The sequence below is a fragment of the Actinomadura chibensis NBRC 106107 genome, from assembly GCF_001552135.1.
In the GTDB taxonomy this organism is placed as follows: domain Bacteria; phylum Actinomycetota; class Actinomycetes; order Streptosporangiales; family Streptosporangiaceae; genus Spirillospora; species Spirillospora chibensis.
Map to the genome: position 1 here is coordinate 416,871 of NZ_BCQP01000017.1, position 20,515 is coordinate 437,385.

Consider the following 20,515-nt stretch of genomic DNA (forward strand, 5'->3'; position numbering starts at 1 on the left):
CGACCGCCCGGTGCCCGGGTTCGCGGGTGCGCGCGCTCAGCGGCGGTCGGCGCCCGGGCGGACGCCGTCCTCCTTGGCGATGGACCGCTCGACCCGCTCCCGGCCGCCGCGCACGCCCCGGGCGACCACGGCCGACATCCGGTCGCGCTGCGCGGACAGCAGCACGTAGCTGACGACGCCGCTGATCAGCAGCGCCAGCAGCAGGAGCAGGTACCCGCGGGCCCCGAACAGCGCCAGCACGCCCGCGGTCGCGATGAAGATCACGAGCCGCGCGGCGGTGTAGAGGAGTACGGAACGCATGACGCCTTGAGCTTATCCCCGCGTTTCGGCGGCCTCCGCCTGGGGTCCGCGCAGGACGTCCTGGAAGAGGGCCGGGTCGACGTTGCCGCCCGACAGGATCGAGACGTACACGCGGCCCTGGGGAAGCTCGTCGCGGTGGTAGAGGTAGGCGGCGGTCGCGACGGCGCCGCCCGGCTCGGCGATCAGGCGGGCCTCGCGGGCGAGGCGGCGCATCGCCGCGCGGATCTCGTCCTCGGTGACGGTGACGACGCCGTCCACGTGGGCGCGCATGTGCGCGAACGGCAGGTCGCCGACCTGCTGGACGCGGAGGGCGTCGGCGATGGTGCGGCCGGTGTCCTCGGCCGTCCACGCGACGGGACGTCCCGCCGCCATCGAGTCGCGGGCGTCGGCGGCGAGCCCGGGCTCGACGCCGATCACGCGCGCCGCCGGGCGCAGCGCCTTCACCGCGGCGGCGATCCCGGCGATCAGCCCGCCGCCGCTGATCGGGACGAGCACCACGTCCACGTCCGGGCGGTCCTGGACGATCTCCAGCCCCGCCGTGCCCTGCCCGGCGATGACCCGCGCGTCGTCGTAGGGCGGGATCATCGTGAAGCCGTGCGCCGCGGCCAGCTTCGCGGCGGTCTCCGACCTCGCCCGCGACGTCGGCTCCACGTGCACGATCTCCGCGCCGAGCGCGATGCAGGCGTCCACCTTCACGCCCGGCGTGGTGTGCGGCATGACGAGGACGGCCCGGATCCCGAGCGCGCGGGCCGCGTAGGCGACGGCCTGCGCGTGGTTGCCGCTGGAGTGGGTCACGACGCCGCGCTCGCGCTCGGCGGCGGGCAGCGACGAGATCGCCGAGTACGCGCCGCGCAGTTTGAAGGCGCCGATCGGCTGCAGCGACTCGGGCTTGACCAGCAGGACCGGCTCCGCGGCCGCGGCGGGGGCCGGGTCGCGGCGGAACGGCACGAGCGGCGTCCGGACGGCGACGCCGGCGATCCGCTCGGCGGCCCGCTCGATCTCCGGGAGCGTGACAAGATCGGACATGGGTCGGAGACTACTTCGCGCGGGCCGGTCCACGCCGTCCGGCGACGGGCGTCCGGGTCGGCGGACGGGTCGGCGTTCGGGGCGGCGGACAGGACGGCGGACAGGGCCGCGCGCACCGGTTCTGAGCGTGACCTGGCAGGTCAAACGGGGTCAACGGGGTCGCTGTGACCGATGACGCGGGCACCGAGTGTCATCGCCGCTGCTCGGCGAACTACGGTCCGTGATCTTTTCCGAAAACAAGGGAGAAATCGGTCTTGACCCGCCACACTGTTAAACAGTCCACCCGCGCCGAGAGCGGGACAAAGGGGGAGAGAAAACGTGGAGAGCACGAGCGAGCGCCTGCTGACCCCAGGAGAGGTCGCCGCCCTCTTCCGGGTCGACCCGAAGACGGTCACCCGGTGGGCCGCCGCGGGCCGGATCAGCAGCATCCGCACTCCCGGGGGGCACCGCCGCTTCCGGGAGTCCGAGGTGCACGCGCTGCTGCGCGGCGAGGAGCCCGTCGCCGAGCATTCGGCCCGCTGACCTGGCACCGGTCGATCTGATCCTGGCCGCCGCCAGGCCGGAACGACCGACCGCACACCCCGCTTGTCGGCCCTGCCGCCCGGACCGCCCCATCACGGCCGGTCCCCACGCCCGGGCGGCCAGGGTCTCCTCCACCCCGCACGTCCCGTTTCGCCCGGCTTGCGATTGCAACGCTCCAACGGCCGCCCGCACCCCCTAGGGCCGGTCGTCGGCGTCGCTCGCCTTCCACTCCTCGAACCGGCGGAGCAGGTCGGCGTCCCCCTCCCGCCACTGGCGGCGCCGGTCGGCGAGCTCCTCCTCGGTGAGCGAGTCGCGCAGCAGGCGGTCGTAGTCGGGGTCGTCCGGACCGATCTCGACGTAGGCGTCGGCGATGATCCGCTCCTCGCGCCGCGTCGTCCCGGGCTCGGCCGCCGCGCCGCCGGGCGCACCCGCTCCGGGCGGACCGGCCTCGTCGGCGTCGGCGAGGACGCTGTGCGGCACCCGCAGCGTGCCGTCGGGGAGTCGGATCACGTACATCGGCGATCACCCTCGCGGTTCGGCGTTGCGCGGCCTGGCATCACGGTGTCCAAAGGTCCTAGATCCCGTATCTGCGGTTGAAGAAGAGCATGACCTCTAGGGCCATCCGGATGTTGCCGGCGAGCATATCGACGAGCGCGGGCCGCTGCCGGGACGAGATCGCGGCGAACGCGTCCGCGAAGAACTCGCGGCGGCCGAGCGCGTTCGGCTGGCGGTGGAAGTCGCTCGCGAGGTAGGGCAGGCACTCCTCGTACAGCCGGGTGAAGGCGGGGCTGTCGGACGTCCACTCGCCGTCGTCGCCGTCGATGTCGTCGAGCGCGTGCCCGACCTCGTGGAGCATCACGTCCGGGGTCGGGGACGGCCGGTCGCCCACCACGATCTTGCGGTCCCCGTACGCGCCCGCGCAGATGTCCCAGGTGGCGCGGCCGGACGGCAGCGGACGGTCGCGCAGGTGGCCCATGTCGTCGAGCTGCGGGACGCCGCCCGGGCCGACGTAGATGCCGTCCAGCCCGGCGGCGAGCTTCTCCTTCAGCCGGTCCGGCAGCGACGCCAGGCTGTCGACGGCCCCGATCACCTCGGCGGGCGGCGGGCCCTGCCGGGCGTCCCACTGCCGGTACAGCACGCTCTCCAGGACGCCGCAGTTGCGCCGCCCGTCCGCGGCGTGCGGCATGCCCGGCGGGTGCGGCTCGACGCGGAGCCGGTCGTCGTCCAGCTCGAAGTCGCTCCAGGCGTAGTCGCCGGACCGCGGGCGGACCTGGCGGCGGCGGCCGAACCGGCCGGTGGGGCCGGGCGCGGCGTCCAGCTCGGCCGGGGCACGGCCGTCCGCGCCGGCGGCGAACTCGTCGTCGCGGCCCGCCTTGCGGAACCGTCCGAACCTGTCGCGGGGCTGGTTGCTGCGCGGCCGCACCTGCCCCGAGTCGGGCGGGGACGGCGAGTAGGCGGCATCGTCGCGGACCTCGGTTCCGCGGGCCCGCCCGCCGCGCGACGAGTCCCGGCCCCACGGCTCCCGGGGCTTGCGATGGACGCCTTTGAAGCGCATCAGGCTCCTCTGTCGACGGGACCCGCGGGGAAGCGGGCGGCGCTCGCCGCCCGACCGGATCCCACCGGGGAAGGGTAAGCCGGAAGCCGACATTCCGTCATCCCCAGCAGTCACGAATTCCCCTGCCGCGCCGGACCGTTACACCCGGACCAGGCGCGGACCAGCCGCGGTTCAGGCGCGGGAAGGCGCCGGATCAGGCGTAGGAGTGCAGCCCCGAGAACATGTAGTTCACGCCGAAGAAGTTGAACAGCAGCGCGGCGAACGCGATCAGCGACAGGATCGCGGCCTTGCGTCCCCGCCACCCGGCGGTCGCGCGGGCGTGCAGGTAGGCGGCGTAGATGATCCACGTGACGAAGGACCAGACCTCCTTCGGGTCCCAGCCCCAGTAGCGGCCCCACGCCTGGTCGGCCCAGATCGCGCCCATGATGATCGCGGCGGTCCAGATCGGGAACGCGAACATCGTGACCCGCATCGACAGCCGGTCGAGCGTCTCCGCGGACGGGACGCGGGCGAGGAACCCGTCCCCGGCGGTCCCGCGCGCCGCGCCGCGGATCTTCAGCAGGTAGAGGATCGTGGCGGCGCCCGCGACGGAGAACGACCCGGTCGCGATGATCGCGGCGGTCACGTGGATGGCGATCCAGTACGAGTTCAGCGCCGGGCTCACCGGGCCGACCGAGTCGTACAGCCAGATGTTCGCGACGCCGAGCGCGACGACGGCGGCGGCCATCATCGGCGCGCCGAGGAACCGCGCCCGGTAGCGGAACATCACCACGAGGAACGCGGTGACCGCGGCGAACGAGATCGCGGTGAGGAACTCGTACATGTTGCCCCACGGCCACCGGTGCGCGGCGGCCCCGCGGGTCACGAGGACGCCGAGGTGCGCGCCCCAGCCGAGCACGCTCAGCAGCACAGCGAGCCGGATGGCGTCGACCTGCCGACGCTCCTCGCCGCCGCCGTCGTCCTTCTCGGCCGCGGGGGCGGCGTCGACGGTCGCGGCGCCCGCCGAGCCGACGAGCACCTTGGCCTCCGCCTTGGCCTCCGCTTTCGCCTCGGCCTTGGCCTCGACGGCGGACGAGGCGCCCCGGCGCCCGAAGCCGAGGTCCACGGCGTAGGCGACCAGGGCGACGACGTACATCAGCACCGTGGTCAGCATGAGCTTGTCGCTCAGGTTCGCGAGGTCGGCGTTGCTCACCGGCTCACTCCTTCGGTTCGGTCGCCGGGCCGGACTCCCGGTCGGCGGCGGGCTCGCTCGCACCGGACGCGGCGCCCGGCTCCGTCTCGCCGGGCTCGTCGGGTTCGACGCCCGGCTCCGTCTCGTCGGTCTCGCCGGGTTCGGGGGACGGGCCGCGCAGGGCGGCCACGATGTCGTCGAACTCCGCGGTCGGGCTGCCCAGCGTGAGTCCGCCGACCTCGACCACCGTACGCCCGCCCTTCCCGGCGCTCGCACGGACCCACACCCTGCGCCGCCGCACCATGAACGACGTCGCCACGCCGAGCACCGCGAGGACGGCGGCGATCAGCGCGGGGATGCGTCCGGGGTCGTGGTTCACCGACAGCGTCGCGTACTCGCGCAGCCCGTCGAACGTCACCGACCCGGCGCCGCCGGGCAGCGTGAACGTCTCTCCCGGCTCCAGCAGCTTCTGCCCGCCCTTGACCGGCTGGAGCGTCTTGCCGATGCCCTCCAGCCGGTAGACCGACTGCGGCGTCCCCGAGTCGAGGCCGATGTCGCCCTTGAAGGCCGTGATCGTGACGACCGGGCGGAGCGGCGCGGGGAACGCCGAGACGATCTGCTTCTGGTCCTCGCTGGCCATGGCGGTGGGCCACAGGATGGCGTAGAAGGCGAGCTGGTCGGGCTCGGCGTCGGGGGCCTTGATGACGCCCTCGGACGTCAGGTTCCGCGGCTCCATCGCGAGGAACGGGACGGAGTCCTGGAAGGCGACGTTGCCCTTGGCGTCCTTGACGGTGAACACCGGCGCGTACCCGTGCCCGAGCAGGTACACCTTCGCCCCGCCGACCTTCAGCGGGTGGTTGATCTGGAGGTCGTACGCCTGGTCCTTGCCGTCCGGCGACTTCCGGTAGTGGATCTTGGCGTTGAACTCGGTGGCCTGGCCGCGCTTCTCGCCCTTCGGCTCGTACTCGGCCTTGAAGTCGTCCAGCGTGACGGTGAAGGGGGCCAGCTCGCCGTCGCTGAACGCGCGCCCGGGGGTGAACTGGTCGTACTGGCTCAGCGAGTTCGCGAACGTCTTGCCCTCGGTCAGCAGCACGTTGCCCCGGTAGCCGAACAGGTTGCCGAGGCCGAGCGCGAACAGCAGCGCGAGCAGCGCCAGGTGGAACAGCAGGTTGCCGGTCTCGCCCAGGTAGCCCTTCTCGGCGGCCGCGGCGCCGCCGGACACGTCCACCCGGAACCGGCGTCCGCGCAGCGCCGTGCGGGCGGCGGCGAGGACGTCGTCGGGGGCCGCGTCCGTCTCGAACGTCGCGGACTGCGGCAGCCGCTCGAGGTTGCGCGGCGCGGCGGGCGGCCGGGCCCGCATCGAGCGGTAGTGCTTCACCGCGCGCGGGACGACGCACCCGGCCAGCGAGACGAACAGCAGGATGTAGATCGCCGCGAACCAGGGGGCGGCGAACACGTCGAACATGGAGAATCTGTCGAGCCACGGCCCGAGCGTCTTGTGCTCGTCCAGGTACCGGACGACCTTCTCCGGCGCCTGGCCGCGCTGCGGCAGGACCGATCCGGGCACCGCGCCGAGCGCCACCAGGAACAGCAGGATCAGCGCGGTCCGCATGGTGGTGAGCTGCCGCCAGCCCCAGCGCAGCCAGCCGAGCGGGCCGAGCCCGAGCGGCCGCCCGCCCGCCTCGCCCGGCGCGCGGCGCGCCTCCGGGGCCTCGGTGCCCGCCTCCGGGACGCCGGTGTCGGCGTCGGCGCCCGTGTCGGCGTGGCCGCTCTCGTGCCTGGTCTCTGTCATCTCAAATCACCGGTTCGAAGCCGCTGATCCACGACCTCAGCTCGATCGTCAGGTCTCCCCACAGGCCGCTGACCAGCAGCACCCCGATGAGGACGAGCATGCCCCCGCCGGTCCGCATGACCAGCGGGTAGTGGCGCTTCACCGCGCCGAACGCGCCGAGCGCCCAGCGGTAGGCGAGCGCGGTGGCGACGAACGGCAGGCCGAGCCCGAGGCAGTAGGCCAGCGACAGCAGCGCGCCGCGCTCGGCGCTCGCCTCGGTGACGGCGAGGCTCTGCACGGCGCCGAGCGTCGGGCCGATGCAGGGCGTCCAGCCGAGCCCGAACAGGACGCCGAGCAGCGGCGCGCCCGCGAGCCCGGCGGCCGGGAGGCGGCCGGACTTCACCGTCCGCTGGAGCCCTGGGACGAACCCCATGAACGCCAGCCCGAACAAGATCGTGACGGCGCCGAGGACGCGGGTGATCGTGTCCTGGTATTCGAGGAGCCAGCGGCCGAGCCCGCCGAAGATCACGCCGTAGCTGACGAACACGACGCTGAACCCGGCGACGAACAGCAGGACCCCGGCGAGCAGGCGGCCGCGCCGCTGCTCGGCGAGGTCGGCGCCGGTCATGCCCGTCACGTACGACAGGTAGCCGGGGACGAGCGGCAGCACGCACGGCGAGGCGAACGAGACGAGCCCGGCGAGCGCCGCCAGCGGCGCCGCCGCGACCAGCGACCCGCTGACGACCGTGTCGCTGACCGTGCTCACGTCGGAGTGGCGCTCACTGCTCGACCGCTCATGTCTCCACCGCTCATTTCTCCGCCAGGGCCTTGGCGACCAGCGGGTTGAGCTTGGAGTACGTCGTCGAGCCGATGATCCGCGCGGCGACCCGGCCCTGCCGGTCGAGGACGAGCGTGCTCGGGATCGCGTTCGGCGGCACCGCCCGGAACGCCAGCGTGACCTGCCCGTCCGCGTCGAACAGGCTCGGGTAGGTGACCTTGAGCTTCCGCTCGAACGCCTGCGCGTTGGCCTTGGAGTCCTTGAAGTTGACGCCGAGGAACTCGACGCCCTTCGCCTTGTTCTCGCTGTAGACCTGTTCGAGCGACGGCGCCTCGCCGCGGCACGGCGCGCACCAGGACGCCCAGAAGTTCACGACGACGACCTTGCCCTTGAGGTCGGCGAGCTTGACGGGCCTGCCGTCGAGGGCGTCGCCGCCGACGTCCTGGACGGCCTTGCGGCCCGCCGCCTTGTACTCGGTCACGTTCCCGTCGCCGGACACGAAGCGGGTGTCGCTCCCCTGCCCGTCGCCGGAGGCGCTCGTCCCGGCGCACCCGGCCAGCAGCCCGCAGAGCGCGGCGGCGGCCACGGCGGCGCGCGCCGGGGTGACTCGGGGGCTCAAGCGGGACCCTCCTCCATTGGGAACGCGTTCGGAACCAGCGTCGGAAATGTATTACTACAGGGCGTAGTAGATAACTTAGCGGTGGGGTCAGGCGCCCGCGACACCGGGGGCCTTCGCGATGCCCGCCGCGGGCTCGCAGTAGCCGACCTCGACCAGCCGGCTGCCGGTGAACGTCAGGCTGGTCAGGCTGGCCAGCCCGCATTCGCGCCGCTTCGGGTGGTGCCAGAGGCGGCGGTGCTCGGCGTGCAGCCGCAGGATCCAGATCGGGAGCTGGTGGCTGACGCACACGGCCTCGTGCCCGCGCGCCGCCTCCCGCGCCCTGATCACGGCGGCCCGCATCCGGGCGGCGAGCTCCTTGTACGGCTCGCCCCAGGACGGGCGGAACGGGTTGACCAGGTACCGCCAGTGCTCCGGCCGCCGCAGCGACCCCGAGCCCGCGCCGAACGTGAGGCCCTCGAAGTGGTTGTCGGCCTCGATGAGCCGGTCGTCCACCGTCACGGGCAGGTCGAAGGCGTCGGCGAGCGGCGCGGCCGTCTCCAGCGCCCGCTGCATCGGGGAGGCGAACACGGCGGTGACGTCCCGGTCGGCGAACCACTTGGCGGCGGCCTTCGCCATGAGGACGCCGTCCTCGCTGAGGCGGTAGCCGGGCAGCCGCCCGTACAGGACGCCCTCGGGATTGTGCACCTCACCGTGCCGCAGCAGGTGGACGGTCGTTGTCTCAGTCATCGCCGGTCAGGTTACCCGCGCGGCCTCGCGCCTCCGTCCATCGGGGACGCCGTCCGGGACGCCGTCCGGAACGCCTCCGGGGACGGCGGCGCGCAGCGCCGTGAGGGTCGCGCGGATGGCCGGGCGCCGGGCCGCCTCCTCCCGCCACACCGCGTACACGCGGCGCGACAGCGGCGCCGACAGCGGCACGATCGCCACCCCCGGCGGCACGTCGCAGCGGCCGAGCCGGGGCAGGATGGCGTTGCCGAGACCGGCGGCGACCAGCGAGAGCTGGGTGGCGAACTCGTAGGCCATGTGGTCGATGTTGGGCTCGCTGTCGACGGCGCGGAGCGTCCGGATGAGCCAGTCGCAGCAGATGCTGTCGGACGACGAGCTGATCCACGGGTCGCCGGCGAGCTCCTTGAGGTGGATGGTGTCGCGCCCGGCGAGCGGGTGCGTGGACGGCAGCGCCACGTCGGCGACGTCGTCGCAGATGACGCCCTTGTGCAGGCCCTCGGGCATGGGGAGCGGCTCGTTGTTCCAGTCCTGGACGACGGCCATGTCGTAGTCGCCGCGCGAGACGAGCGGCATGCTGCGCATCGGGTCCTCCTCGCGGAGCTGGACGCGCAGCTCGGGATGGTCGGCGCGCAGGGCGCGCAGCGCGGCGGGCATCAGCCCGCGGATCGCGGTCGGGAACGCCGCGACGGCGAGCTGCCCGACGACCGAGCCGCGGTGCGCCTCCAGGTCGGCCTGGGCCTGCTCGACGAGCGACAGGATCCGCTCGGCGTGCGCGACGAGCAGTTCGGCGGCGTCGGTGAGCCGGACGCCGCGCCCGTTGCGTTCGAGCAGCTTCTGCCCGGTCTCCCGCTCCAGCTTCGCGAGCTGCTGGGACACGGCGGACGTGGTCACGTGCAGGACGTCGGCGGCGGCGCTCACCGAGCCGTAGGTCGCGACGGAGTGCAGGGCGCGCAGGCGCTCCAGATCCAGCATGTAGCAATACTAAAACGAGGTGTCAAGAAGGTCTCGCTTGTCCTAAAACGACCCGCGGCCTGACGATCGGGGCATGAGTTCGCGCCACGTCCTGCTGGCCACCCTGGTCGCCGCGTGCTGGGGGTTCAACTTCGTCCCGATCCACTGGGCGCTGGAGGACCTCCCGCCGCTGCTGATGGCCGCGCTGCGGTTCGTCCTCGCGGCGGTCCCGGCGGTGTTCCTCGTGCGGCGGCCGCCGGTCCCGGCGCGCTGGCTGGCGCTGGTCGGGCTGCCGCTCGGGGTCGGGCAGTTCGGCCTGCTGTTCATCGGCATGCGGATGGGGATGCCCGCCGGGCTCGCCTCGGTCGTCCTCCAGGTGCAGGCGGTGTTCACGGCGCTGTTCGCGGGGCTGCTGCTGCGCGAGCGGCTGACGGCCCGGCAGGTCGCGGGGATGGCGGTCGCGTTCGGCGGCGTCGCGCTGCTCGGCGTGGCGCAGGCCGAGGGCGGCAGCCCGGTCGGCGCGTTCCTGGTCTGCCTGGTCGGCGCGGCGAGCTGGGGCCTCGCCAACGTCGCCATGCGGCGGATGAACCACCACGCCACCGGGCAGGTGGACGCGCTCGGGTTCATGGTGTGGATGTCGCTGGTGCCGCCGCTGCCGCTGCTCGCGCTGTCGCTGATCTTCGAGGGGCCGGGGGCGATCCCGGCCGCGGTGCGCGACCTGTCCCCGACCGGGGCGGCGTCGATGGCGTTCATCGCGTACGTGTCCACGCTGTTCGGGTTCGGCGTCTGGGGGTGGCTGATGCGCCGCTACGAGGCCAGCACGGTCGCGATGTACTCGCTGCTCGTCCCGCCGTTCGGGCTGCTGTCGGCCGCCCTGATCCTGGACGAGCGCGTGACCCCGGCCCGGCTCGCCGGGGCCGGGCTGATCATCGCCGGGGTCGCCGCCGGGAGCGTCCGCCCGCGGACCCGGCCACCGGTCCCGGCGCCCGAACCACGCCCTGTGGAGACAACGAGGTGATCACCATGCGCGGAGTCCACGCTTCGCTCGTCACGCCGTTCACGAGCTCGGGTGAGGTGGACGCGAAGTCGCTCGAACGGCTCGCCGTCCACTGCCTGGAGAACGGCGCGGACGGGCTCGTCGCCCTCGGCACGACAGGCGAGGCGGCCCTGCTCGACGACGCCGAGCGGCGGACCGTCCTGGAGGTGTGCCGCGCCGTGTCGATCCAGCACGGCACCCCGCTGATCGTCGGCGCCGGGACGATGGGCACCGCCGACACGATCCGCGAGGCGCGCGAGCGGGCCCCGCTGGCGGACGCGCTGCTCGTCGTCGTCCCGTACTACCTGCGCCCGTCGGACGAGGGCGTCGTCGACCACTTCGCGGCGGTGGGGGCGGCGGTGGACGTCCCGCTCCTGCCCTACAACATCCCGTACCGGACGGGGAAGCACCTGTCCGCCGAGACGCTCGTCCGGCTGCTGTCGCTCGACTGCGTCGCCGGGATGAAGCACTGCCCGGGCGCCGTCGACCACGACACCCTCGCCCTCCTGGCCGCCCGCACGGGCAAGGAAATCCTGTGCGGCGACGACATGTACGTCTATCCGATGCTCCAGCTCGGCGCGTCCGGCGGGATCGCGGCGTCGGCCTGCCTCGCGCCCGCCGCCTACGCCGCGCTGGCAAGGGCCGTCCGGGACGGCAACGCCGCCCGCGCCCTCGCCCTGCACAACGCGCTGCTCCCGATGGTGGAGGCGCTGTTCGCCGAGCCGTCCCCGGCGGTGCTCAAGGCGTGCCTCGCGGCGGAGGGGCTGATCGACGACCCCGCCGTGCGCGCCCCGCTGCACGCGCCGCGTCCCGAACCGGTCGCCGCGGCGCTGAGAGCCTTCCGGACGGCCCTCTAGGACGCCGCCCTGGCCGCGGCACGGGCGGCGTGCGGGAGGGCGTCCAGGACGCGTCCGAGCGCCTCCTCGTCGTGCGCGGCCGACAGGAACCACACCTCGTACGCCGACGGCGGCAGGTACACCCCGCGCTCCAGCGCCGCGTGGAAGAACGCCGCGTACGCCTTCACGTCCTGGCGCTGCGCGGCGACGAAGTCGCCCACCTTCCCGGCCGTGAAGAACACCGAGAAGAGGTTCCCGGCCCGCTGCGTCGAATGCGGGACGCCCTCGTGCTCCAGCGCCTCCGACGCCGCCTTCGCCACGATCTCGGCCGAGCGGTCGAGGGCGGCGTACACCCCGTCCGTCGCGTGCCGCAGCGTGGCGAGCCCGGCGGCGGTGGCGAGCGGATTCCCCGACAGCGTCCCCGCCTGGTACACGGGACCGGACGGCGCGAGCTGGTCCATCACGTCGGCGCGCCCGCCGAACGCGGCGGCGGGCAGCCCGCCGCCCATCACCTTGCCGAACGTCATCAGGTCGCCCGCGACGCCCTCGATCCCGAACCAGCCGGACCTGGACGCGCGGAAGCCGGTGAGCACCTCGTCCATGACCAGCAGCGCCCCGTACCGCTCGCACAGCCGCTTCACCAGCGCGTTGAAGTCGGGCAGCGGCGGGACCACGCCCATGTTGCACGGCACGGCCTCGGTGATCACGCAGGCGATGTCGCGCCCGTGCTCGTCGAACGCCGTCTCCAGGGCCGGGACGTCGTTGTACGGCAGGATCAGCGTGTCCGCGGTCGTCGCGCCGGTGACGCCCGGCGTGTCCGGGAGCCCGAACGTGGCGACGCCCGACCCGGCCGCCGCCAGCAGCGAGTCGACGTGCCCGTGGTAGCAGCCCGCGAACTTCACGATCTTGGTGCGGCCGGTGAAGCCGCGCGCCAGCCGGATCGCCGACATCGTCGCCTCGGTGCCGGAGTTCACCAGCCGGACCTTCTCCGCCGGAGTCCGCGCGGCGATCTCCTCGGCCAGCTCCACCTCGCCGGGCGTCGGCGCGCCGTAGGAGGTGCCGCGCCCCGCCGCGTCCCGCACCGCCTCCACCACGGCCGGATGCGCGTGCCCGAGGATCAGCGGGCCCCACGAGCACACCAGGTCGACGTACTCGTTCCCGTCCGCGTCGATCAGGTAGGGCCCCCGCCCGGACGCCATGAACCGGGGCGTCCCGCCCACGGCCCCGAAAGCCCGGACCGGCGAATTCACCCCGCCCGGCACGACCCCGGCGGCCCGCTCGAACAACTCCTGCGAACGCTTGATACCAGTCACCGGTTCAGTCTCTCAGTTGCAGTTCGGCGACTTGCCTTGACCTCGCCGGGTACGGGCCGATATTCCACCAAGTACGACATCGGCGCCCTGTCTCACCATGCGGTCTTCACGGCGCCTCCCCGACTCACCGGCGGCGCCCGGCTCGACCGGCGCGGACCGCCGGGACAGGCGTATCGGAGGGATGGCTTTCAACGTGGTTGACGGCTGGACGGTCCAGGGCTTCACCCACGAGCGGGAGCTGGGTGCCGGCGCCTCGGGCCGGGTGGTGCTGGCGGTCGACGACCTGACCAGCACGAAGGTCGCCATCAAGTACCTCGGCGACGCGCTGCGCGGCGACGAGGCGTTCCTGGAGCGGTTCCGCGCGGTCGCGCGGGACCTGTCCCAGCTCGAAGATCCGAACGTGGTCGACCTCTACGACTTCGTGGAGACGGCGGACGGCGCCGCGATCGTGGCGCAGTACGTCGAGGGCGTCAGCCTGCGGCGGGTCATCGCCGCGCAGGGGCCGACCGGGCCGCTCGCGGCGCTGTCGCTGCTCGGCGGGACGCTGCTCGGCCTCGCGGCGGCGCACGAGCACGACATCGTGCACGGCGCGGTGCGCCCGTCGAACGTCTACGTGGACGCGGAGGGCAACGCGCGGCTCAGCGACTTCGCGACGTCCCCGGCGGGCACCGAGGCGCAGCACGGCCCGCAGTACGCGGCGCCCGAGCTGTGGGACGGCGCCCCCGCGACCGTCGCCACCGACGTCTACGGCGCCACGGCGGTCTTCTACGAGTGCCTCACCGGACGGCCCCCGTTCGCCGGGCGCAACATGGCGCGGCTGCACCGGGAGGCGCCGATCCCGGCCGACGAGGCGCCGGGGCCGCTGCGCGAGCTGATCCACCACGGCCTCGCGAAGGACCCGGACAGCCGTCCGAAGTCCGCCGCCGACTTCCTCGCCGCCCTGGAGGACGCCGCCGTCTCCGCGTACGGGCCGTCCTGGGAGGCGCAGGGCCGCGGCAGGCTCACCGAGCTGGCGGCGCAGGCGGCGCTGCTGCCGGAGCCGCCGAGGGCGAAGCCGTCGCGCGGCAGCGGGCGGAACCCGACCGTCCCGGCGGGCGGACGCGGGAAGGGCGGCGGGTCCCGGACGCGCTGGGTGGTCGCCGCCGTCGCCGCCCTCGTGATCGGCGCGGCGGGCGCGACCGCCGCGGCCGTGCTGACCGGCGACGACAAGGACCCGCCGCCGGCGACGCCCGCGCAGAGCAGCACGCCGCAGCCGACCGTCCCGGCCGGGGGCGTCGACCCGCGGCCGCTCGTCGCGGAGATCGACCAGGCCGTCGCGCAGTCGCCGGGCGCGCTGTTCAGCTACCAGCAGTCGGGGTGCTGCGCCTTCGCCGCCACCGGCAAGGGGACGCTCGGCGTCGCGGCGGGCGGGCGCGCGTCGTACACGCTGACGCTGTCCGGGTCGGGGACGGCCCGCAAGCCGGTGCACGGCGTGATCGTCCAGGACCGGCTGTACGTGCGCGTCGGGAAGCGGTGGCGGTCGTCGCCGCTCGGCGGGCGCGGCTACCCGGCGACGGCCGAGCAGGTCAGCCAGGGCTCGTCGGTCGCGAACCTGACGACGCTGCTGAAGTCGGCGACGAAGCTCGAAAAGACGGGCCAGATCTACGAGGGCGAGGCGCCGGTCGCGACGCTGGCGCAGGAGCCCGGCGTGGGGACGATGTACGCGCGGATGGCGCAGGCGACGGGCGCGCAGCAGATCGCGTTCGCCGTGAAGCTGGACGCGGGGAGCCGTCCGGTCAAGTTCTGGGTCCGGGCCGGGCCGGAGCAGGGCCGCAACCAGGTCATGCGCGGCTCGTACTCGAACTGGGGCCGCAAGCCCGCGATCCAGGCGCCCCACTAGCGGAGGGGCGCTGGCGGAGGGGGAGGCTAGCCCGCGGCGTCGCAGGAGTCGGCGAGCACTTCGAGGAGGCGCAGGGGGTCGGGCAGCGGCTCGGTGGACGGCGGCCGCAGCCAGGCCACCTCGCGCCCGTACGGGAGCACCGACGGCGGCGCCACGACGTAGCTGTCGCGGCAGTGCCAGCGCATGCCGGGCGTCTCCGCGACGTCCTCCGGCGAGCAGTCGAGGTGGCAGGACCACCACTCGTCCTCGTCGACGGGGGCGCCGCGGGTCGCGACGAAGAACAGGTGCCGGTCACCGCCGACCGAGGCGACGGGCCCGACCGGCAGGCCGTCGCGGTCGATCCGGGCGAGCGCGACCGCGCCCGCCGCCGCCGGGACGTCGAACACGTCGAAGACGCGTCCCGTCGGCAGGATGATGTTGGCCAGCGGGCGCTCGGACCACCAGCGCCCGATCACGCCGGAGTCGACGCTCGCCTGGTGCGCCCACGCCGCCGACACCGGGTGCGCCGCCGGGTCGGGACATCCGATCCGGTCGCACGAACAGGACCGGTCGCCGCCGGCCGGGGGATGCGCGCCCGGAAAGGAGGGCCAGCCGAACCCGGCGTACTCGCGGGCCGCCGCCGCCATCCGGTCGCGCGCCGCCCGCTGCCGCCTGTTCCCCGAGACCGCCAGCATCTCCGCCCCCCAATACCCGAGTCCGACGTGGGTCATTGGTTAACGATGATGCCCGGCGGCCCGATTCCGGGACACGGCAACCCCCGGAAACCGCCCAGAAGGACTAGGTGATCTAGGACAGCGGGACCTAGGCCAGCCGGCGCGCCGCCTCGGTGGCCCAGTAGGTCAGGATCATGTCGGCCCCGGCCCGCCGGATCGACGTCAGCGACTCCATGATCGTGCGGTCGCGGTCGATCCAGCCGCGCTCGGCGGCGGCCTCGACCATGGCGTACTCGCCGCTCACCTGGTAGGCGGCGACCGGCACGCGCACCGTGTCGCGGACGCGGCGGACGATGTCCAGGTAGGCCCCGGCGGGCTTCACCATGACCATGTCGGCGCCCTCGTCGATGTCGAGGAGGACCTCGCGGATCGACTCCTCGGCGTTGGCCGGGTCCTGCTGGTGCGTGGACCGGTCGCCGAACCGGGGCGCGCACTCGGCGGCCTCGCGGAACGGCCCGTAGTACGCCGAGGCGTACTTCACCGAGTAGGCGAGGATCGCGACGTCGGCGTGCCCGGCGCCGTCGAGGGCCGTGCGGATCGCGGCGACCTGGCCGTCCATCATCCCGGACGGGCCGACGACCGCCGCGCCCGCCTCGGCCTGCGCCACCGCGATCGAGGCGTACCGCTCCAGCGTCGCGTCGTTGTCGATCTCCCCGGCCGGGGTGAGGATGCCGCAGTGCCCGTGGTCGGTGTACTCGTCCAGGCACAGGTCCGTCATGACCACGGTCGCCGCGTCGGGGCCCGAGCCGAGGTCGGACGCGAGGTCGCGGAGCGCGAGCTGGACGATCCCGTCCGGGTCGTCGGCGGCGGAGCCGACGCCGTCCTTCACCGCCGGGACGCCGAACAGGATGAGCCCGCCGACCCCGGCCTCGGCCGCCTCGTGCGCGGCCTTGCGCAGGCTGTCGCGGGTGTGCTGGAACACGCCCGGCATGGACGGCACCGGCTGCGGCTCGCCGACGCCCTCCTTGACGAACATCGGCAGCACCAGGTCGGCCGGGTCGAGCCGCGTCTCGGCGACCATCCGGCGCAGCGCGGGCGCGCGCCGCAGCCGCCGCGGACGGACCACGGGAAACTGTGCAGACATCTTCCTTCTTCCGGATCCGGGAACGCGCGGGCCCCCGCGCTACCTGCGGCGCCGGGCTCCCCGGCGCATCTGGCTCGGCTTGCGGAGCGGGTCGCCCGCCTCGATCTGAGCCGCCCTCCGCTTCGCACCGTACTCGGCGAGCGCCGCCGCCAGTGCCGATACGGACGGTTTGTCGGCCATGACGTCCACGCGCAGCCCGTACTCCTCGGCCGTCTTCGCCGTCTGCGGGCCGATCACGGCGATGACGGTCACCTTGTGCGGCTTCCCGGCGATCCCGATCAGGTTCTTCACCGTGGACGACGAGGTGAACAGCACCGCGTCGAACCCGCCGCCCTTGATCGCGTTGCGGATCGGCTCCGGCGGCGGCGCGGCGCGCACCGTCCGGTAGGCGGTGACGTCCTCGCACTCCCAGCCGAGCTCGGTCAGCCGGGCGATGAGCACGTCGGTGGCGATGTCGGCGCGCGGCAGCAGGACCCGGTTGATGGGGTCGAGGTCGGCGTCGTAGGGCGGCCACTCGCGGGCGAGGCCCTCGCCCGACTGCTCGCCGGACGGCGTCAGGTCGGGCTGGATGCCGAACTCGACCAGCGCGGCGGCGGTCTGCTCGCCGACGGCGGCGACCTTCAGCCCGGCGAACGCGCGGGCGTCCAGGCCGTAGTCGACGAACTTCTCCCGGACGGCCTTCACCGCGTTCGTGGACGTGAACACGACCCACTCGTACCGTCCGGTGACGAGGCCCTTGACGGCCCGCTCCATCTGCTGCGGGGTGCGCGGCGGCTCGACCGAGATCGTCGGGACCTCGTCCGGGACGGCCCCGTACCCGCGGAGCTGGTCCGACAGCGAGGCGGCCTGCTCCTTGGTGCGCGGCACCAGCACCCGCCAGCCGAACAGCGGCTTGGTCTCGAACCAGGACAGCTCGTCGCGCCGGTTGACCACGTCCCCGACGATGATCAGCGCGGGCGCCTCCATGCCCTTGGTGTCGGACGCGAGCTTGTGCAGCGTCGAGACGACGGTCTCCTGCTCGGTGGTGGTGCCGAGGCTCGTCATCGCGGCCGGCGTGGAGTCGGGGCGCCCGGCCGCGACGAGGCCCTTGCAGACCTCCGCGACCGCGCCCTCCGCGCCGATGACCACGAGGGTGGCGTCCGGGGAGGCGAAGCGCTCCCAGTCGACGCCGCCCTGGGACGCGTCCACGACCCGGACCTCGCGGTGCCCGGCGTCGGTCAGCGGGATGCCCGCGTAGCCCGGCACGCCCGTCACCGCCGACACGCCCGGGACGATCTCGAACGGCACCCCGGCCTTCGCCAGCGCCCCGCCCTCGGCCGCGAGCCCGCAGCCGAGCCCCGGGTCACCCTGCAGGAGCCGGACGACCCGCCGCCCGGCCTTGGCGGCCCGCTCGGCGACCAGCGCCGGGTCGCCCGCCGCCGAGTCGACGACCTCCACGTCGGGACGGCAGTGGGCGAGGATCTCCGGCGGGCAGTGCTCGCGGCTGACGATCACCGTGTCGGCGCGCGCCAGCTCGGCGGCGGCGCGCAGGGTCAGCAGGCCGGGGTCGCCCGGACCCATGCCGACGAGCACGACGCGGCCCGCCCCGGGCGGCGCGCCGTCGGCGCCCTCCGGAACGGCCGGGGCCGTGCCCTTCGTGCTCTTCGTGCCGCTCGTGCTCTTCGCGGCGTCCGTGCTCTTCGCGGCGGGGCTCAATCGCGCTCCCCCATCAACTGGTCGGCCCCCTGCGCGAGCAGCCGGTGCGCGAGGTCGCGCCCGATCTGCTCTGCGGCGTCCGGGTGGCCGCTTGCGGACAGCCGAACCTGCCGGCTCCCGTCGTACGCCACGACGGCCGCCGTCAGGTGCAGCCTTTCATCTACTTCGGCAGCGTACGTCCCCACGGGAGCTGAGCAACCCGCCTCCAGTACGGCGAGGACGGTCCGCTCGGCGGTGACGGTCCTCCTGGTCGCGGGGTCGTCGACCGTTCCAAGCAGGGCGAGGAGGTCGGCGCGGTCGGCATGGCATTCGAGCGCGAGCGAGCCCTGGCCGGGGGCGGGCAGCATCTGGTCGGGCTCGAAGACCTCGGCGACCGCGTCCAGCCGGCCGATCCGGCGCAGGCCCGCGTGGGCGAGGACGACGGCGTCCAGCTCGCCGTCGGCGACCTTGCGCAGCCGCGTGTCGGCGTTGCCGCGGATCGGGACGATCTCCAGGTCGGGGCGCAGCGCGCGGAGCTGCGCGACGCGGCGCGGCGAGCCCGTCCCGATGCGGGCGCCGCGCGGCAGGTCGGCGAGCTTGGCCGGGCCGCACAGCGCGTCGCGGGGGTCGTCGCGGACGGGCGTGGCGGCGAGCGCGATCCCCGGCGTGGCGGACGTCGGCAGGTCCTTCAGCGAGTGCACGGCGAAGTCCACCTCGCCCGACAGGATCTTGTCGCGCAGGGCGTTGACGAAGACCCCCGTCCCGCCGATCTGGGCGAGCAGGGCCTTGGAGACATCACCCTGCGTCGTTACCCCGACCAGCTCGACGGCATGCCCGGTCAGCCGGGTGACCTCGTCGGCCACCAGCTGCGACTGGGTGGTCGCCATCAGGCTCTTGCGGGTGCCGAGCCGCAGCGGCCCCGTGCTCGCGGTGGTCATCTCTCGTCTCCTTCACGGACGGCCGCGTCCGGCGTGCTGACCGCGCGGACGTTCGCGGCCTGCGCGGTCACGTCCCGCACGGTCATCGCCGCGCCGGTCGCCGCACCGGCCGGTTCGGGCACGCCGGACACGCCGGGCACGGCGGGCGCGGTGTGCGGGACGGGGCTCACGCAGTCGGCCTCGGCGCACTCGGCGTCGATCACGGGCGCGGGCCGGGGCACCGCGGGCTCCTCGTCGCGCAGGTCGGCCCGCGCGACGGCGGCGGGCTTGGTCGGGTCCAGGTCGAACAGCTCGCGCAGCGCGTCGGCGTAGGAGTCGCCGCCCGGCGCCGCGGCCAGCTCCTTGACCCGGACGGTCGGCGCGTGCAGCAGCTTGTCGACCACGCGCCGGACGGTCTGCTCGATCTCGCGGCGGGCGCGCCCGTCCAGCTCGGGGAGCCGCCCGCCGAGCCGGGCCAGCTCGGCCTCGACGACCTCGGCGGCCTTGCTGCGCAGCGCGACGACGGTCGGGGCGACGGCGGCGGCGCGGACCGCGCCGAGGAACGCCTCGACCTCCGCGCAGACGATCCGCCGGACGGCCTCGACCGCCTCCGGGCCGATGGCGTGCGCGGCCTCCTCGGCGGTGCGCAGGTCGTCCAGCCCGGCGAGGGCGACGCCCGGCAGGTCGCCGACGGTCCGCTCCACGTCGTGCGGCAGGGCGAGGTCGAGGAAGAAGCGGCGCCGCCCGTCCGCGCCGACGCCGCGCGCCGCCAGCCGCGCGGCCGTCACGACGATGCCGGTCGCGCCCGTGCAGGACACGACGAGGTCGGCCTCGGCGATCGCGGCGTCCAGCACCGACAGCTCGACGGCGCGGGACGGGACCTCCAGCGACTCGGCCAGCCGCACCGCGCGCTCGTGCGTCCGGTTCGCGACGACGACCTCGCGGGCCCCGGCCCGGCTCAGCGTCGCGGCGGCGAGCGAGCTCATCGACCCGGCGCCGACGACCAGCGCGCGGACGCCCTCCAGCGGCCCGAGGTGCCGGGCCGCGACGTCCAGCCCGACGCTGACGAGCGACGCGCCCGCCTTGTCGATGCCCGTCTCGTGGTGGGCGCGCTTGCCGACCCGCAGCGACTGCTGCAGGACGTCGTGCAGCTCGCGGCCGAGGGTGCCCTCGTCCTGCGCGAGCCGGAACGCCTGCCGGAGCTGCCCGAGGATCTGCCCCTCGCCGACGACCATCGACTCAAGCCCGCACGCCACCGCGAACACGTGCTGGACGGCCCGCTCCTCGTAGTGCACGTACAGGTGCCGGGACAGCTCGTCCAGCGGGACGCCGGAGTGCAGCGCCAGCAGCTCGGAGACCGCGGTGACGCCGCCGTGGAACTTGTCCACGACCGTGTAGATCTCGACCCGGTTGCAGGTCGACACGATCGCCGCCTCGGCGACGTTCGCGGACCCGTGCACCGCGTGCAGGAGCTTGGCCAGGTCGTCCCCGGCCACGGCCGCCCGCTCCAGGACCGCGACGGGCGCGCTCCGGTGACTGAGCCCCACGACCAGAATGCTCACGTGCCGCCTCCCCAGGCTTCCCCGTCCACTCTCGTCCACCGCCCGCCGTTCACGTTCCGCGTCCCGCCTCGTGCCCCGCCCTACG

The 20,515-nt window shown here is 74.2% G+C and carries 20 protein-coding genes; 4 read left to right on the forward strand and 16 right to left on the reverse strand.

Translation table 11 applies throughout. The features are described from left to right. Window positions 1–36 precede the first annotated feature (36 nt). Entirely contained in the window at window positions 37–300 is a 264-nt protein-coding gene (locus tag ACH01S_RS12445; RefSeq protein WP_067889602.1) for a DUF4229 domain-containing protein, read from the reverse strand. 12 nt (window positions 301–312) lie between these two features. Beyond that, entirely contained in the window at window positions 313–1,326 is a 1,014-nt protein-coding gene (locus tag ACH01S_RS12450) for a threonine ammonia-lyase (RefSeq protein ID WP_067889605.1), read from the reverse strand. A 318-nt stretch (window positions 1,327–1,644) separates the two neighbouring features. On the opposite strand from ACH01S_RS12450, the gene ACH01S_RS12455 reads away from it, so the two are divergent. Beyond that, window positions 1,645–1,848, forward strand: a complete 204-nt coding sequence (locus ACH01S_RS12455) for a BldC family transcriptional regulator (RefSeq protein ID WP_021593176.1) — start codon at window positions 1,645–1,647, stop codon at window positions 1,846–1,848. Between the two features lie 195 nt (window positions 1,849–2,043). Here the strand turns inward: ACH01S_RS12455 and ACH01S_RS12460 are convergent, their stop codons facing one another. From ACH01S_RS12460 to ACH01S_RS12495, 8 genes are all read right to left on the reverse strand, one after another. Continuing rightward, window positions 2,044–2,364, reverse strand: coding sequence for a hypothetical protein (locus ACH01S_RS12460; RefSeq protein ID WP_067889608.1), 321 nt, complete (start codon window positions 2,362–2,364; stop codon window positions 2,044–2,046). Window positions 2,365–2,422: 58 nt separating this feature from the next. Then, window positions 2,423–3,403, reverse strand: coding sequence for a hypothetical protein (locus ACH01S_RS12465; protein WP_067889611.1), 981 nt, complete (start codon window positions 3,401–3,403; stop codon window positions 2,423–2,425). 193 nt (window positions 3,404–3,596) lie between these two features. Further along, on the reverse strand, window positions 3,597–4,595 hold the full coding sequence (gene ccsB / locus ACH01S_RS12470) for a c-type cytochrome biogenesis protein CcsB (RefSeq protein WP_067889614.1): 999 nt from the start codon (window positions 4,593–4,595) through the stop codon (window positions 3,597–3,599). Between the two features lie 4 nt (window positions 4,596–4,599). After that, on the reverse strand, window positions 4,600–6,366 hold the full coding sequence (gene resB / locus ACH01S_RS12475; protein WP_067889617.1) for a cytochrome c biogenesis protein ResB: 1,767 nt from the start codon (window positions 6,364–6,366) through the stop codon (window positions 4,600–4,602). Window position 6,367: 1 nt separating this feature from the next. Continuing rightward, window positions 6,368–7,111, reverse strand: a complete 744-nt coding sequence (locus ACH01S_RS12480; protein WP_067889620.1) for a cytochrome c biogenesis CcdA family protein — start codon at window positions 7,109–7,111, stop codon at window positions 6,368–6,370. Window positions 7,112–7,154: 43 nt separating this feature from the next. Beyond that, window positions 7,155–7,742 carry a TlpA family protein disulfide reductase gene (locus tag ACH01S_RS12485; protein WP_083980596.1) on the reverse strand — a complete coding sequence of 196 codons (588 nt, stop codon included), beginning with the start codon at window positions 7,740–7,742 and terminating at the stop codon, window positions 7,155–7,157. Window positions 7,743–7,829: 87 nt separating this feature from the next. Beyond that, window positions 7,830–8,468 carry a histidine phosphatase family protein gene (locus tag ACH01S_RS12490; protein WP_067889627.1) on the reverse strand — a complete coding sequence of 213 codons (639 nt, stop codon included), beginning with the start codon at window positions 8,466–8,468 and terminating at the stop codon, window positions 7,830–7,832. A 6-nt stretch (window positions 8,469–8,474) separates the two neighbouring features. Then, the gene (locus tag ACH01S_RS12495) at window positions 8,475–9,437 is read right to left on the reverse strand and encodes a LysR family transcriptional regulator (protein WP_083980597.1); all 963 of its coding nucleotides are present in this window, start codon (window positions 9,435–9,437) and stop codon (window positions 8,475–8,477) included. Between the two features lie 73 nt (window positions 9,438–9,510). On the opposite strand from ACH01S_RS12495, the gene ACH01S_RS12500 reads away from it, so the two are divergent. Then, the gene (locus tag ACH01S_RS12500) at window positions 9,511–10,434 is read left to right on the forward strand and encodes an EamA family transporter (protein WP_067889630.1); all 924 of its coding nucleotides are present in this window, start codon (window positions 9,511–9,513) and stop codon (window positions 10,432–10,434) included. Window positions 10,435–10,439: 5 nt separating this feature from the next. Then, window positions 10,440–11,309 carry a dihydrodipicolinate synthase family protein gene (locus tag ACH01S_RS12505; RefSeq protein ID WP_067889844.1) on the forward strand — a complete coding sequence of 290 codons (870 nt, stop codon included), beginning with the start codon at window positions 10,440–10,442 and terminating at the stop codon, window positions 11,307–11,309. Here the strand turns inward: ACH01S_RS12505 and hemL are convergent. After that, window positions 11,306–12,601 (reverse strand): glutamate-1-semialdehyde 2,1-aminomutase, encoded by a 1,296-nt coding sequence (hemL, locus tag ACH01S_RS12510; protein ID WP_067889632.1) that lies wholly within the window; start codon window positions 12,599–12,601, stop codon window positions 11,306–11,308. The two genes, ACH01S_RS12505 and hemL, sit on opposite strands and share 4 nt — an antisense overlap. A gap of 181 nt (window positions 12,602–12,782) precedes the next feature. Between hemL and ACH01S_RS12515 the strand changes: the two genes are divergently transcribed. Beyond that, window positions 12,783–14,480, forward strand: coding sequence for a serine/threonine-protein kinase (locus ACH01S_RS12515; protein ID WP_067889635.1), 1,698 nt, complete (start codon window positions 12,783–12,785; stop codon window positions 14,478–14,480). A gap of 26 nt (window positions 14,481–14,506) precedes the next feature. Here the strand turns inward: ACH01S_RS12515 and ACH01S_RS12520 are convergent, their stop codons facing one another. The 5 genes from ACH01S_RS12520 to ACH01S_RS12540 form a co-directional block, all read right to left on the reverse strand. Continuing rightward, entirely contained in the window at window positions 14,507–15,190 is a 684-nt protein-coding gene (locus ACH01S_RS12520) for a bifunctional DNA primase/polymerase (protein WP_246236450.1), read from the reverse strand. Window positions 15,191–15,281: 91 nt separating this feature from the next. Next, complete coding sequence (gene hemB, locus ACH01S_RS12525; RefSeq protein ID WP_067889638.1) at window positions 15,282–16,277, reverse strand: porphobilinogen synthase; 996 nt, start codon at window positions 16,275–16,277, stop codon at window positions 15,282–15,284. Between the two features lie 39 nt (window positions 16,278–16,316). Continuing rightward, window positions 16,317–17,849: a bifunctional uroporphyrinogen-III C-methyltransferase/uroporphyrinogen-III synthase gene (locus ACH01S_RS12530; protein ID WP_067889850.1), complete on the reverse strand. Its 1,533-nt coding sequence runs from the start codon at window positions 17,847–17,849 to the stop codon at window positions 16,317–16,319. Window positions 17,850–17,968: 119 nt separating this feature from the next. Beyond that, complete coding sequence (gene hemC / locus ACH01S_RS12535; protein ID WP_067889641.1) at window positions 17,969–18,889, reverse strand: hydroxymethylbilane synthase; 921 nt, start codon at window positions 18,887–18,889, stop codon at window positions 17,969–17,971. Then, window positions 18,886–20,430, reverse strand: coding sequence for a glutamyl-tRNA reductase (locus ACH01S_RS12540; protein ID WP_083980600.1), 1,545 nt, complete (start codon window positions 20,428–20,430; stop codon window positions 18,886–18,888). The genes hemC and ACH01S_RS12540 overlap by 4 nt, the downstream gene beginning before the upstream one ends. Window positions 20,431–20,515: the final 85 nt, after the last annotated feature.

What these genes read in the sequence shown, in the direction of transcription:
- ACH01S_RS12450 (WP_067889605.1), bottom strand. Translation starts at nt 1,326, where the DNA reads ATGTCCGATCTTGTCACGCTCCCGGAGATCGAGCGGGCCGCCGAGCGG.
- ACH01S_RS12520 (WP_246236450.1), bottom strand. Translation starts at nt 15,190, where the DNA reads ATGACCCACGTCGGACTCGGGTATTGGGGGGCGGAGATGCTGGCGGTC.
- ACH01S_RS12500 (WP_067889630.1), top strand. Translation starts at nt 9,511, where the DNA reads ATGAGTTCGCGCCACGTCCTGCTGGCCACCCTGGTCGCCGCGTGCTGG.
- ACH01S_RS12460 (WP_067889608.1), bottom strand. Translation starts at nt 2,364, where the DNA reads ATGTACGTGATCCGACTCCCCGACGGCACGCTGCGGGTGCCGCACAGC.
- ACH01S_RS12505 (WP_067889844.1), top strand. Translation starts at nt 10,440, where the DNA reads ATGCGCGGAGTCCACGCTTCGCTCGTCACGCCGTTCACGAGCTCGGGT.
- hemB (WP_067889638.1), bottom strand. Translation starts at nt 16,277, where the DNA reads ATGTCTGCACAGTTTCCCGTGGTCCGTCCGCGGCGGCTGCGGCGCGCG.
- ACH01S_RS12465 (WP_067889611.1), bottom strand. Translation starts at nt 3,403, where the DNA reads ATGCGCTTCAAAGGCGTCCATCGCAAGCCCCGGGAGCCGTGGGGCCGG.
- ACH01S_RS12490 (WP_067889627.1), bottom strand. Translation starts at nt 8,468, where the DNA reads ATGACTGAGACAACGACCGTCCACCTGCTGCGGCACGGTGAGGTGCAC.
- hemC (WP_067889641.1), bottom strand. Translation starts at nt 18,889, where the DNA reads ATGACCACCGCGAGCACGGGGCCGCTGCGGCTCGGCACCCGCAAGAGC.
- resB (WP_067889617.1), bottom strand. Translation starts at nt 6,366, where the DNA reads ATGACAGAGACCAGGCACGAGAGCGGCCACGCCGACACGGGCGCCGAC.
- ACH01S_RS12445 (WP_067889602.1), bottom strand. Translation starts at nt 300, where the DNA reads ATGCGTTCCGTACTCCTCTACACCGCCGCGCGGCTCGTGATCTTCATC.
- ACH01S_RS12495 (WP_083980597.1), bottom strand. Translation starts at nt 9,437, where the DNA reads ATGCTGGATCTGGAGCGCCTGCGCGCCCTGCACTCCGTCGCGACCTAC.
- ACH01S_RS12515 (WP_067889635.1), top strand. Translation starts at nt 12,783, where the DNA reads ATGGCTTTCAACGTGGTTGACGGCTGGACGGTCCAGGGCTTCACCCAC.